This window comes from Bariatricus sp. HCP28S3_A7 (assembly GCF_052066375.1).
Taxonomy (GTDB): Bacteria; Bacillota; Clostridia; order Lachnospirales; family Lachnospiraceae; genus Allocoprococcus.
In genome coordinates, this window is the sequence record NZ_JBQHSG010000011.1 from 25,833 (window position 1) to 39,827 (window position 13,995).

A 13,995-nucleotide genomic window follows, 5' to 3' on the forward strand; every position below is an offset into this window, starting at 1 on the left:
AACTTAAACTTCTCTATAATCTCCGTCTACAACGTCATCTCCGTTGTATCCTTCCGGTGCCGGTCCTGCTTCCGGAGCCGGTCCACCCTGTGCTCCTGCTGCGCCGGCTGCAGCACCAGCCTGCTCATAAACCTTTGTGAACAGCTTCTGTGCACTTTCCATCAGTTTTTCTTTTGCAGCCTTGATCTCAGCGACCTGAGCATCTGTCATTTCATCGCCTGCTTTTGCAAGCAAATCTTTCAGAGTCTGAACATCAGCTTCTACTGCGCTTCTGTCAGCAGCATCGATCTTGTCACCAACTTCTTTCATTGCTTTCTCGGTCTGGAATACCATTGCGTCTGCGTCATTCTTGGTGTCAATTGCTTCTTTACGCTTCTTATCCTGTGCTTCGAACTCAGCAGCTTCTTTTACTGCACGATCGATATCTGCATCGGACATATTAGAACCTGCTGTGATCGTAATATGCTGTTCTTTTCCTGTTCCCAGATCTTTTGCTGATACATTTACAATACCGTTTGCATCGATATCAAATGTAACTTCGATCTGCGGGATTCCACGCGGTGCCGGCGGAATTCCGTCCAGTCTGAACTGTCCGAGGGACTTGTTGTCTCTTGCGAACTGTCTTTCACCCTGAACAACGTTGATATCAACTGCTGTCTGGTTATCTGCAGCAGTAGAGAAAATCTGGCTCTTCTTGGTCGGGATTGTTGTATTTCTCTCGATCAATCTTGTAGCAACACCACCCATTGTCTCGATGGACAGTGACAGCGGAGTTACATCCAGAAGAAGGATGTCGCCTGCGCCGGCATCTCCAGCCAGTTTACCGCCCTGAACGGATGCACCAAGGGCTACACACTCATCCGGATTCAGAGATTTGCTCGGTTCTTTGCCTGTGAGACGTTTTACTTCTTCCTGTACAGCCGGGATACGGGTAGATCCACCTACCAGAAGTACCTGGCCAAGGTCAGACGCTGTGATACCTGCATCAGACAGTGCACGTCTTACCGGTTCTGCTGTCTTTTCAACCAGTTCATGAGTTAATTCATCGAATTTAGCTCTTGTCAGGTTCATATCGAAATGCTTCGGTCCTTCTGCTGTTGCAGTGATGAACGGAAGGTTAATATTAGTTGTTGTTGCAGACGAGAGCTCTTTCTTTGCTTTTTCAGCTGCTTCTTTCAATCTCTGAAGAGCCATCTTATCTGTAGAAAGATCTACACCTTCTTTTGCCTTGAAATCTGCAAGCATATAGTCTGTGATCTTCTGATCGAAGTCATCTCCGCCAAGTCTGTTGTTACCTGCTGTAGATAATACTTCGATAACGCCGTCACCGATCTCAATAACGGATACATCGAATGTACCACCGCCAAGGTCATAAACCATGATCTTCTGTTCTTTTTCATTGTCCAGACCATAAGCAAGTGCTGCCGCTGTAGGCTCGTTGATGATACGTTTTACATCAAGACCGGCGATCTTACCGGCATCCTTGGTAGCCTGACGCTGTGCATCGTTGAAATATGCCGGAACAGTGATAACTGCTTCTGTAACCTTTTCTCCAAGGTATGCTTCTGCATCTGCTTTCAGTTTCTGAAGAATCATAGCTGAAATTTCCTGCGGAGAATATTTCTTTCCATCAATGTCAACTTTATGGTCTGTTCCCATTTCTCTCTTGATAGAAGAAATTGTCTTTTCTGCGTTTGTAACTGCCTGACGTTTTGCAGGTTCACCTACCAGACGTTCTCCTGTTTTTGTAAATGCTACGATAGACGGTGTTGTTCTTGCACCTTCTGTATTTGCGATTACAACCGGCTGACCACCTTCCATAACCGCTACACAACTGTTTGTTGTACCTAAATCAATACCAATGATTTTGCCCATTATGAAGACCTCCTAATATTTTAAAAAATTTGTTTACTTACTTTGTTTATATAGAGTATATCTGCATCTTCATGTGTAAATATACAAACTATTTCATTCATTCTGCTATTTTAATTAGCAACCTTTACCATGCTGTGTCTCACAACACTTTCACGATACATATATCCTTTCTGGAATTCCTCGACCACGACATTCTCTCCGGCCTCTTCATCTTCAATATGCATCACTGCATTATGAAAATCCGGGTTAAATTCCTGTCCGACCGCCTCAATCGGTTTCACACCGATGCCTTCCAGTGTTGTCATAAGCTGCTTGTAGATCTTATCCATTCCCTGCACAAACGGATCTTCTTTGTTTTCCTCAGCTACAGACTGCAGGCCGCGTTCAAAATTATCAACGACCGGAAGAATCTTTTCCACGATATCTTTTGCACCGATCTCATACATGGCTGATTTTTCTTTCTCAGTCCGCTTTCTGTAATTATCGAATTCTGCCATCTGTCTGGTAAGCTTATCTGTCAGATCTGCAATCTGCTCATCCTTCTTGTCTTTTTTATTCTTTTTTTCAAAAAGCTTTGATTTTTTCGGCTCCGCAGTTTCTTCTGTTTTTTCTTCTTCCTTCGCATCTGCTTCGCCGGCCTCTTTGTTCTCACCTTCCCGACTTTCTTCGGAATCCTCTTCCTTATCATTTTCTTTTTCAGCAGCTTCTTCTGCTTCCGCTTCCATGGCGGCTTTCTTTGCCTCTTCCACTGCTTCTTTTACCATTTCTTCATTACTCATCTGATTATCCAACGGTTCTGCCACCTTTCTCCTTTCATAGTCCGGATGTTCTAACCATCCCTGTGGAAAATCTCATCCAGTTCCGCCATCAGAGTCTTTAACGTCTTCATTACATGTTCGTAATCCATCCGCTTCGGTCCAATGATTCCAATGGTCCCCTGCATACCCTCACCAAGCTCATAGGTCGCTGTGACAACACTGCAGTCCTTCATCTTCTCCACATTGGATTCATTTCCGATATAGACCTGAATGTCTTTATTCTCGCTGCTGGCCATCGTCTTTGATACCAGCGCTGCCAGCTGCTGCTTTTCTTCGAAAGCACTGATAATCTCCTGAGCGCTCTGCTTATCGCTAAGCTCCGGATATTTAAAAATATTCGTTGCGCCGCTGGTGTAAATCTCCATGTCATCATCAAGCTGTATCACATTCGCCACTGCATCCAGCACATTACTGACCACTTCACTGTGAATCCCTGCCTGTTCCTTCAGTCTGGCGATCATTCCGAGATTGATCTCTTCCACCGACAGTCCGATCAGTGCCGTATTTAACAGCATATTCAGTTTCAGCAATGCTTCGTTATCCAATGGCTCTTCCAGTGTAATAATCTGGTTCTTTACGATATTTCCATCCATCACAATGACGACGACCAACTGGTTCTCATCTACCTGTGAAAGCTGGATGAACTTCAGCTTATTCCTGTTATATACCGGAGAGGAAATCATCGTCGCGTAATTGGTGTTCGTTGCCAGTACTTTCGCGACCTGCCTTAGGAGCTGATCCATCTTATCTGACTTCTCCAGCATCTGTTCCCTCAGTTCTGTGACCTCCTGCTCTTTCTGGCTCATCAGCATATCTACATACCATCGATATCCTTTATCAGATGGAATCCTTCCCGCCGATGTGTGAGGCTGCATGATATAACCCAGTTCTTCCAGATCCGCCATTTCATTCCGGATCGTTGCAGAGCTTAAGTTCAGATCCGTATACTTGGAAATCGTTCTCGATCCCACCGGCTCTCCGGTGTCTAAATAATTCTTAATGATGGCATGAAGGATTTTCGTTTTCCGCTCACTAAGTTCCTGTATAGACTCCATCTGCACCCTCCTTTGTTTTATTAGCACTCGGCATATTCGAGTGCTAACATCATCTTCGCTTATTAATGTATCACTCCCAACACGCTTTGTCAACCCACTTTATAAATATTTCATAGTTACACTTTTTTATCGCAAAAGGACTGCCATATGACAGTCCTTTTCTCAAAACATAAACTCCACAAATACCGTATTGCTCACATCGATTCCCTGTTCTGTAAGCGCGATACGGTCCTCATGTTCTTCTATAAGATGCATACCTTTCAGTTTCCGGATCGGTTTTCCGTAGACCGCTTCGATCCCGGTTCCAAAGGCTTCCTCAAATTCTGTTTTCGATATGCCTTCCGTCATGCGCAGTCCGAGAAACATGAATTCCTCCATCTCATCTTCCAGGCTGAGTTTTTCTCCGGAAAATTTTTCTTCAAAATTATCCCTGTATTCCGTCATCTTTTCCGGATTACTGTATCTTGCCCCTTCAAAAAATGTGGCGGCACCCACGCCGAACCCCAGATACGGCACTCTTCTCCAATACCCGCAGTTGTGCCTGCATCGGTATCCGGGCTTTGCATAATTGGAAATCTCATACCGCTGATATCCCGCACCGACGAGGATCTGCTCTGTCTGATGATACATCTCCCGTTCTTCCTCCTCCGTAGGAAGCGCAGGCCACGGCAGATTTGCACCCTTTCTTTTCTCACATCCCGACTCCGCCCTTTCTTCCCGTCCTGCATCTTCCCCGTACCTGTCATAGAATAAAGTTCCGGGTTCGATGATCAGACTGTATGCAGAAATGTGCTCCGGCTCCAGAGCCGCGACTGTTCTCAGTGTTTCGGTCCAGCTCTCCGCCGTCTGACCCGGGATCGCCGAAATCAGATCAATATTGATATTGTCAAATCCGCACATCCTCGCACTCCTATAGGCCTCAAGGAATTCTTCATAAGTGTGTATCCTTCCAAGCATCCGCAGTTCTTCATCATGGACAGACTGTAGTCCGATGCTCAGCCGGTTCACACCGGCATCTTTATACGCTTTCAGTTTTTCATCCGTAACCGTACCGGGATTCATCTCCATAGAAATCTCCGCATCCGCAGAAATGTGATATTGATCCCGAACCGTATCAAGAATCATCCGGAACTGGTCTCCGGTAAGAAGAGAGGGAGTCCCTCCTCCAAAGAAAATGGAAGAGACCTGATACTCTTCCACTTTTCCTGCATTTGTCCTGATTTCCTCACACAGAATCTGTACATATTCTTCCCGCTCTTTCTCGCCTGCGGGCGCTGATAGGAAATCACAGTAGGCACATTTCTTCAGGCAGAACGGAATATGAATGTACAGTTCCAAAGGCTTGCCCGCCCCACCTGATATTTGTTTTCTTTCCATATTATTTCTTATCATCCAATTTCAGAACACTCATAAATGCTTTCTGCGGAATTTCTACATTTCCCACCTGACGCATACGTTTCTTTCCTTCTTTCTGCTTCTCCAGAAGTTTCTTCTTACGTGTGATATCACCGCCGTAACACTTCGCAAGAACATCTTTACGCAGAGCTTTGACCGTCTCACGCGCAATGATCTTGCTTCCGATCGCTGCCTGGATCGGGATCTCGAAGAGCTGTCTCGGGATCTCTTCCTTCAGCTTTTCACACATCTTTCTTCCCCGGTCATAAGCGCTTCCTGCAAATACAATGAAGGAAAGTGCATCGACTTCTTCTTTATTAATGAGAATATCCAGCTTGACCAGTTCAGACCGCTCATATCCAAGAAGCTCATAATCAAAAGAAGCGTATCCGCGCGAACGTGATTTCAGTGCATCAAAGAAATCATAGATAATTTCATTCAGAGGCAGATGGTAGTGAAGCACTGCTCTTGTCTCTTCGATATATTCCATTCCCTGGTACACGCCTCGTCTTTCCTGACACAGATCCATGATCGCTCCGATGAATTCCGAAGTTACCATGATCTCCGCTTTTACGACAGGTTCCTCCATATATTCAATCTCCGCAGGATCCGGCAGATTGGACGGATTGGTAAGTTCAATCACCTCTCCGTTTGTCTTATACACTTTGTAGATAACTCCGGGTGCTGTCGTCACCAGATCCAGGTTATATTCCCGTTCCAGACGTTCCTGGATGATTTCCAGATGCAGAAGCCCGAGGAAACCACATCGGAACCCAAACCCTAGTGCCAGTGAAGTCTCAGGCTCAAACTGAAGCGCCGCATCATTGAGCTGCAGTTTCTCCAGTGCATCCCTCAGATCCGGATATTTGGAGCTATCCGCCGGGTACACACCGCAATACACCATCGGATTGACTTTCTTGTAACCCGGAAGCGGCTTGTCACAAGGTCTTTGCGCATTCGTTACCGTATCACCGACACGCGTGTCTTTCACATTCTTCAGACTGGCAGTAAAGTATCCTACCATTCCGGCGGATAATTCTTCACAAGGAATAAACTGGCCTGCTCCGAAATAACCAACTTCCACTACATCTGCAGTTGCTCCGGTTGCCATCATTCTGATCGGTGTCCCCTTCGTGATGCATCCTTCTTTAATCCTGCAAAATACGATGACTCCTTTATACGGGTCATAAAGGGAATCAAAGATAAGTGCCTGAAGCGGGGCGTCCGGATCTCCCTCCGGTGCCGGGATCTTCTCCACGATCTGTTCCAGCACTTCTTCCACATTCAGACCGGTCTTTGCAGAGATTCTCGGTGCATCCTGTGCTTCAATCCCGATCACGTCCTCAATCTCTTCAATCACACGTTCCGGTTCTGCACTCGGAAGGTCCACCTTATTGATAACAGGCATGACATCCAGATCATGATCCAGTGCGAGATATACATTTGCAAGCGTCTGTGCCTCAACCCCCTGAGCGGCATCCACAACCAATATCGCACCGTCACACGCGGCGAGACTACGGGAAACTTCATAATTAAAATCCACATGTCCCGGAGTATCGATCAGATTGAAAATGTATTCCTCCCCGTCTTTTGCCTTGTAGACGGTGCGGACTGCCTGGGACTTGATCGTAATCCCTCTCTCCCGCTCCAGGTCCATGTTGTCCAGTACCTGTGCCTGCATTTCCCGGCTGGTAAGAAGGCCGGTCATCTCGATGATCCGGTCTGCCAATGTAGATTTCCCGTGGTCGATATGCGCAATTATACAAAAATTCCGAATTTTCTTTTGATCCATATGCATAGCCCTTTTTTCGTCTCCTTATCCTATCTTTCTCATATCCTGTCTGTATATTATGATACCTTTGGTTTTTTCCGGCTGTACTGTACCAGAAAGAGCTCGACCGACAGGACATCTCCCATTCTTCCTGTCTTGACATTCTCCTCGGTCTGCACGCCCGCCTCGACGATCTGCCGAAGCTCTTTTGCGGAAAACGCCTGTGCCTGTGCCCGGTATTTTCCCACCAGGAACGGCATGATCCCGGCTTTGGATGCCATCTCTTTGGATGGAACTCCCTGATTTTCCATTTCCTTGATTTCCATCAGAATGCGGAACTGTCTGGTCAGCAGATACAGGATCCGCATCGGCGGTTCTTTCAGCGTCAGCAGATCATAGTAATAATCCAGCGCTTTCTTCTGTTCCTTGTTCGCCACCGCATCCACCATGTCGAAGATATGGTTCGTGATCTGGGTCGTACAGATCGCATCTATGTCCGCCACCGTGATCTCCGTATGATTCAAACAATAGCAGAACAGCTTTTCCAACTCTTTCTGGATGTTCTCCATGTCATTGCCCACCTTGCCCAGAAAATATCTGGCGGCAGATTCCGTCATATTCTGATTCTCTTTTTTTACCATACCGAGAATCCAGCGCACCAGAGTCTTCTCATCCTGGCGTTTCAATTCTACGATCCTTCCTCTGTCCTTTACTGCCTTGTACAGCTTGCTTCTCTTATCGATCTCCTCCTCGACAAAGATCAGAAACGAAGTCTGAGGAATCTCTTTCAGATACTCTGCCAGTTCCGGCACCGAGCTCTTGAAGAACCCGGTATTTTCCATCACGATCAGCCTTCGCTCGGCAAAAAACGGCATCGTTTCGGCAAGGTCGATCACCTCCCGGGGATTCGTGTTTTTCCCTTCATAATACGCATAATTCATGGTATCTCCTTCGGAGACCATCGCTTTTACAAAACGATCCCTGTACTGTTTTTTCAGATAAGCCTCCTCCCCGTATAGGAGATAGATCTGTTTAAATTGTCCGGTTTTTAAATCTTCATTCAAACTCTTCATGGTCTCAGTATACTATATTTCTCCCCGTCTGTACATAATTTCACTGCATGTCCGTCTTTCGTATTATATAAGCTGACGCCCCAATTTGCAAGTCTTTCCAGCACTTCTTCGTGAGGATGCCCATAGCGGTTCTTCTCTCCGGCCGACACCCAGGCAGCATCCGGCCTTGTTATTTCAAGAAGTCTTTCCGATGTCGCATTTCTCGATCCGTGATGCCCGACTTTCAGCACTTCGAATCTGTCCGAAAGCTTTTTTTGCTCCTGAAGTTCCCCAATCCTTGCCGACACCGTATCTTCTGCGTCATTTTCCAGATCACCGGTAAATAGCATATCAAATCTGCGATAGCGAAGGGCAAGGACCATGGAGGCTTCATTGCCCGGCTCCGGCATCTCTTCTTTCTCCTTCTCGTCTCCCGGCCAGATACAGAAAAGCTCCATTTCTCCTTCCCGAAGAATCTGCCCCGCTTCGACCGTGTAGACCTTTGCCCCGTATTCTGTGGCAGTCTGTGCAAATTCATACAGTTTTTCATCCCAGAAGCGTTCCCCGGGAAGTACGATCCGTTCGATTCGGATCCCGTATTTCTGTCGTTTCAGCATTTCCTCAATTCCTCCAAGATGATCGATATCCCCGTGGGAGACCCACACATAATCCAGCTTCCCGACACCTTCGGATTTCAGAAACGGTTCGATCCGGTATTTCCCCACATCACTCACTGTGCTGCTCCCTCCGTCGATGAGGTATGTACCACCTTTCGGTCCTCTGAGGAAAAATGCATCCCCCTGTCCAACATTCATCATATAGATTTCCAGCTCTCCCGCCCTGCCGTGAGGGAACCCCATGAGCAAAACCGCTGCCAAAATTCCTGTATAAGCGGCTTTCTTCTTCCCGAATCTAAAACATGCCAACATGACGGCCAGTACCATATAGTATGCCAGAATCTGCACTGTCCCCGGTCTTCCTGCGACCCATCTCGCACCCGGGATCTCCAGCATGATCCTGCTTCCTTCTTCATAAATTCCAAGAATCAGACCGCTTATTCCATAGGAGATGCGTGCCGGCCACAGTCCCCCAGAAACTACCGTTCCAGTCAGGATCCCTGCGAAGCCGCATGCGAGCACGATTCCCGCAAGCGGAACCGCAAGCAAATTCCAGAATATGGAATAAGGACTGATTTCATAATAATAATACAGCATGATTGGAAGCACTGCCAGCTGAACCGACAGCGACATTTTTATGGTGCGTTTCCATTTCGCCTCCCCTTCTGTCTGCCAGAAAGGCAGAATCAGGTAGACACCGAGCACGGCACCGAAGGACAACAAGAATCCCGCGTCAAAGAGCTGCAGAGGATTGAACGACAACATCAGCAGCATGGCCGTTCCCGCCGCCGTCAGTCCGTCGTATTCCCTTCCCGTCACCTCTGCCCCCATACGGATCAGAAACATCACGGCAGCTCGGACTGCCGATATACTCCCTCCTGTCAGCACCGCGTACAGGATCAGAACCGCACAGCTTCCTCCCGCCGCAAAAGTCCTTGTAAAAGAGGCATGTCTCAGGATTTCGTATATTCCCATCCCGACAAAAGACACATGAAGACCCGAGATCGCCAGCAGATGCCCGATTCCGCTTTTCTGATAGTTTTCCCTTACCTCCTCATCCATATACGCACGGTCTCCGAGCATCATGGAGCACAAGACTCCGCCCTTTTCTTCGCCGAGATACGCAAGAATCTGCTCTGCCGTTTTCTCCCGAATATCACTCATCCATTCAAGAAGACGGTATTTCCATCCCACTTTTCCCGTAAATGCCCGGATTTCTTCAAGCCTTGCCTGTTTCAGCGCTCCTGTTATTCCCTGTTTTCGATAATAAAATCTTTGGTTAAAATTCCCCGGATTCGGGGCATTCTGAAAGAAAGAAATGGTTCCAGACACCCGGATATACTGCCCGTATTCCGGAACCCGTTCCTCCTGCCCATTTGATAAATAGACCAGCAGATTATCTTCTGCCTCAATTTCTGATTCGCCTTGTTCCTGCATTCTGATCCCTTTAAGGTACAGAATCCAGATGTCTTCTTTTTTTGTTTTCCGATAAATCTGACCGCAAAGCCTTACCTTATCTCCGTCTGAATACAGCCTTTCAAACTCCGATTCTCCCAGAACCGGAAAAATCCGGCTCCCGCCCAGATAAAACATAAGAGCGATCACTCCTGCTGCCACACATGCCGCACAGCATATTTTTCTATGTCTCAAACTGTTATTTTTCCTCCACAATATCCAGATTTCTGCTAAGAGGCTCACTCAGTTTGATACTTTCCTGGAACATGACATTGCTGTCACCGTTAATCGCAATCTGAACACGACTTACCGAACTACACTCCGTCACGGAATTTACAATCGAGTAGATCACCGTCTCCGGCTGCACGCCCGGCGTCGTATTCTTCAGACCTTCATTAAAATTCAGATAACAGATCCCGTCTTTGATCGAAGTGCCAAGGAGCTTTGTCCCTTTCGGGATCGTGGCCTGCAGATCATTGCCTGTGGGACCTTTGATCAGCTTCTCCACAATGACTCTTTCCTTCGCCTGATTCGAATTGTAACGGACATCCATCTCTTCTTTCACCAGCGCAGAGCCGTCACTGTTTGCAAAATACAGGGTCAATACCGTGTCCTGAAAAGAATTGATCGCCGATCCTGTATTCTGGACAAAATCTTCGGCCTGGAGGAATCCGTATTCTTCTCCCGAGCGGTTCGCAAGCGGTTTCTCATCCACATAGAACGCAACCTGATCCACCTCGTCAATCTGCGTAAGGGAACGTACCAGTGCCGCCCGACAGAGCACTTCCTGAACCGGATCCATGTCCGCATACGCTTCGTTAAAATAAAGCAGCAGCTTCTCGTCTTCAAGGACATAGCGCTCCAGATCAACATCATTCGGGATCGCCGGCTGCTCTTCAATCGAGTCATCTGCCGCCTTCAGATCTTCGATCATCTCGTTCACCGCTTTATCACTATCTTCCGTCTCTCCCTGGTACGCCGTCTCCACAAGACCGGTGCCATCCTGGTTGATCCGGTACAGCTTATACGGAGAATCCGCCTCATCCTTCCTTTTGCACCCGGCCGATGCCAGAATACCCAGGACAAGGGCGACATACAAAATGATTTTCTTCCTTCTTCTCATTTCCATCCACTTCTTTCTGTTTCCCACTGCCTCTCTACTGGGCAATGTAGGTGAGCGGGATCCTGACCGTAAATGTCGTCCCCTCTCCCGGCTCGCTGTGCACCTTAATCGCTCCTCTGTGCATGATCACCGCGTTGCGGGCTATAGAAAGGCCCAGTCCGGTCCCTCCGATTTCTCTGGAATGCGACTTGTCCACCCGGTAAAACCGTTCGAATATATGCTCGGTATCCTCTTTCGGAATTCCGATTCCGGAATCCGCAACTTTCAGATAGAAATACTTGTGATCCGCATTCAGCTCAACATGAACCCAGCCGTTCTCCCTGTTATACTTGATTGCATTTTCAACCAGATTGGAAAGCGCAAGCGAAAATTTCACTTCATCCACCTCTGCCGTAACAGAGCGAAAGCTCTCATACACCAGTTCCACATTCTGGCGTGCCGCCAGAGGACGCAGCCTTTTCAGAATCCGCTCCACCAGCTCGTTGATATTCTGGCTCTGCACGTTCAGGCCGGCGCCTTTTTTGTCCATCTTAACCAGTTCCAAAAGATCATTGATGATTTTATTTTCCCGCTCAATCTCTTCTGAGAGGTCTCCCATAAACTCCTGATACAGCTCCACCGGCACATCCGGCTGTGCAAGAAGTGAATCTGACAGAACCTTCATGGATGTCAGCGGTGTCTTCAGTTCGTGAGAGACATTGGCCACAAATTCTTCCCTGGAAGCATCCAGCAGCTTATAGCGGTCCCACAGCCTGTTAAATGCCAGTGAGATCTTCTCCGTCTCATTGTATGCATCTTCATGAAGGTAATTATCTCCGTATCCGGATGCCATTTCCTCGATCGTCTTTGACATCCTTGTAAGCGGACGCACCAGAAAAGAAGCCGATAATCCTGCGGCAAGAAGGACGATCAGGAAGATCGTCAGAGATGCAAGATACGCCTTGCTCTCCAAAGCCGCCAGTTCATCCCGGATCGAATCGGTGGACACACTGACCAGCATCATGCCGGGAACACGCCTGTCCCCGGAACTCACGATCGGCGTCGCCACCTCGATATAGCGGTTCTTTTCATCATAATTGTTGCTCTGCTCTCCGCGAAGACAGCGCACCACATCCGTAGATATGATCGTCTTCCCTTCATCCAGATTATATGTATCTTTTACGATACGGAATTCATCATTGATGACCATGACCCGTCCGCTGACAATATTGGACAGCTGCGCAAGCTCAGCATTGATAACCTCGGAATCTGTATGTTCCAGATAATTAGAATTGATTAACTGATTGCCCAGAATCGTACACTGATTCTGAATCTCTGAAGTGCGCACAGATACCAGTCTCTGTTCATAGCTTTCCAAAATCGCCCCTTTTAAGAACAGGCACGTCAGAATTGTGCAAATCCCCAAAAGCAGTACAATGCGCACTCGCAGACTTTTTAAAAACTTTGGTACAAATTTTAATTTAACCCCTGAAATAATAACCAACTCCCCACTTCGTATAGACATATTTCGGGTCACTCGGATTCACTTCAATCTTCTCGCGCAGTCTCCGGATATGGACATCCACCGTACGTGCATCTCCCGGGTATTCATATCCCCAGACAATATTCAAAAGATTCTCTCTGCTGTACACCTTATTCGGATTCATCGCAAGAAGTTCCAGAAGATCGAATTCTTTTGCAGTCAGGTTCAGTTCCTTCTCTCCGGAAAATACTCTCCGGCTCTCGCAATCGATCCTGAGATCCCCTTTCACGATCATCTTCGATGCCACCGTGCTTCCTTCTCTTTTCCCCGTACGGCGCATGATTGCCTTGATCCTTGCCTTGACCTCAAGTATATTGAATGGTTTCGTTATGTAATCGTCAGCTCCGTATTCCAGCCCGAGGATCTTGTCCATATCCTCTCCTTTTGCAGTGAGCATCACGATCGGAACATCCGAGAACTCCCGGATCTGCCTGCACACTTCAAATCCGTCACACTTGGGAAGCATGACATCCAGCAAAATGATATCATACGCTTTCCTTCTTGCCATCTCCAGCGCCTCTTCACCGTCGTAGGCGGCATCCACTTCCATATCATCCTGCTCCAGACTGTAACGAATTCCTTTCACGATTAATTTTTCGTCATCCACTACCAACACTTTTCTGCCCATACTGCTGCTCCCTTAATTTACTGTAATATCATTTTTGATCTTCTCAAAAATGCCTTCTTTTATTCCCTCTATTTTTTTGATCTCTTCTATGCTTTGAAATCCACCGTTTTCTTCGCGATAACGGATGATGGCCTCTGCCCGCGATTCACCAATCCCGCTCAGAGATGTGAGTTCCTGCTTCGATGCCGTGTTGAGATTCACTCTTCCATCTTCGCTTTTCCCGACATCCATTGTCCCTTTTTCTGTGGCAGAACCGGATTGTTCCGTTTCTTCCTTCGTCGGTACATAGATCTTCTGCCCGTCCGACAGAATCTCGGCCTGATTCCAGAACTCCCGGCTCGCCGCTTCTGTAAAACCGCCCGCCGCATCTATGGCCTGATACACGCGGTCACCATTCTTCAGTTCATAGACTCCGGGACACACTACCTGTCCACAGACATAGACCCAGATCGGTTCTTGTTCCGTCTCTTTCGTCTCTTCGCTTTCTTCCGGGACTTTCTCGTCTGCTTCCTGTTTTGTAATCTCGACTTCGGCAAACGCTTCTTCCCTGCTGCATCCCGCAAATATACAGCAGAAGCATAGAATCATAATTGCAAATCTTCGATACACTCTTTGTCTTTTCTGCCTCATTCTCTCTCCATTTCCATGCAGAGCCGCGACCCCTCGCCATACATTTCTTTCCTC

Annotated in this window: 11 protein-coding genes; all 11 read right to left on the reverse strand. The window is 47.4% G+C overall.

Translation table 11 applies throughout. From position 1 onward, the window contains the following. Nucleotides 1-3: 3 nt before the first annotated feature. Nucleotides 4-1,875, reverse strand: coding sequence for a molecular chaperone DnaK (gene dnaK / locus ACTNA4_RS09095; RefSeq protein WP_427805520.1), 1,872 nt, complete (start codon nt 1,873-1,875; stop codon nt 4-6). 110 nt (nt 1,876-1,985) lie between these two features. Beyond that, a complete protein-coding gene (gene grpE / locus ACTNA4_RS09100; protein ID WP_441024579.1) occupies nt 1,986-2,678 on the reverse strand; it encodes a nucleotide exchange factor GrpE in 693 nt (230 codons plus the stop codon). Between the two features lie 26 nt (nt 2,679-2,704). Then, nucleotides 2,705-3,748 carry a heat-inducible transcriptional repressor HrcA gene (hrcA, locus tag ACTNA4_RS09105; protein ID WP_441029729.1) on the reverse strand — a complete coding sequence of 348 codons (1,044 nt, stop codon included), beginning with the start codon at nt 3,746-3,748 and terminating at the stop codon, nt 2,705-2,707. Between the two features lie 162 nt (nt 3,749-3,910). Beyond that, a complete protein-coding gene (gene hemW / locus ACTNA4_RS09110; RefSeq protein ID WP_427819019.1) occupies nt 3,911-5,125 on the reverse strand; it encodes a radical SAM family heme chaperone HemW in 1,215 nt (404 codons plus the stop codon). Nucleotide 5,126: 1 nt separating this feature from the next. Continuing rightward, nucleotides 5,127-6,941: a translation elongation factor 4 gene (gene lepA, locus ACTNA4_RS09115; RefSeq protein ID WP_441029731.1), complete on the reverse strand. Its 1,815-nt coding sequence runs from the start codon at nt 6,939-6,941 to the stop codon at nt 5,127-5,129. Nucleotides 6,942-6,991: 50 nt separating this feature from the next. Continuing rightward, nucleotides 6,992-7,987, reverse strand: coding sequence for a DNA polymerase III subunit delta (gene holA / locus ACTNA4_RS09120; RefSeq protein WP_441029733.1), 996 nt, complete (start codon nt 7,985-7,987; stop codon nt 6,992-6,994). Then, nucleotides 7,984-10,233: a DNA internalization-related competence protein ComEC/Rec2 gene (locus tag ACTNA4_RS09125; protein ID WP_441029735.1), complete on the reverse strand. Its 2,250-nt coding sequence runs from the start codon at nt 10,231-10,233 to the stop codon at nt 7,984-7,986. Before ACTNA4_RS09125 ends, holA begins: the two co-directional genes overlap by 4 nt. 4 nt (nt 10,234-10,237) lie before the next feature. Continuing rightward, complete coding sequence (locus ACTNA4_RS09130; RefSeq protein ID WP_427805513.1) at nt 10,238-11,161, reverse strand: GerMN domain-containing protein; 924 nt, start codon at nt 11,159-11,161, stop codon at nt 10,238-10,240. A gap of 34 nt (nt 11,162-11,195) precedes the next feature. Next, the gene (locus tag ACTNA4_RS09135) at nt 11,196-12,665 is read right to left on the reverse strand and encodes a sensor histidine kinase (protein ID WP_427805512.1); all 1,470 of its coding nucleotides are present in this window, start codon (nt 12,663-12,665) and stop codon (nt 11,196-11,198) included. After that, nucleotides 12,622-13,311, reverse strand: a complete 690-nt coding sequence (locus ACTNA4_RS09140) for a response regulator transcription factor (protein ID WP_427805511.1) — start codon at nt 13,309-13,311, stop codon at nt 12,622-12,624. Before ACTNA4_RS09140 ends, ACTNA4_RS09135 begins: the two co-directional genes overlap by 44 nt. Before the next feature lie 12 nt (nt 13,312-13,323). Then, complete coding sequence (locus ACTNA4_RS09145) at nt 13,324-13,941, reverse strand: helix-hairpin-helix domain-containing protein (protein ID WP_441029737.1); 618 nt, start codon at nt 13,939-13,941, stop codon at nt 13,324-13,326. Between the last annotated feature and the right edge of the window lie 54 nt (nt 13,942-13,995).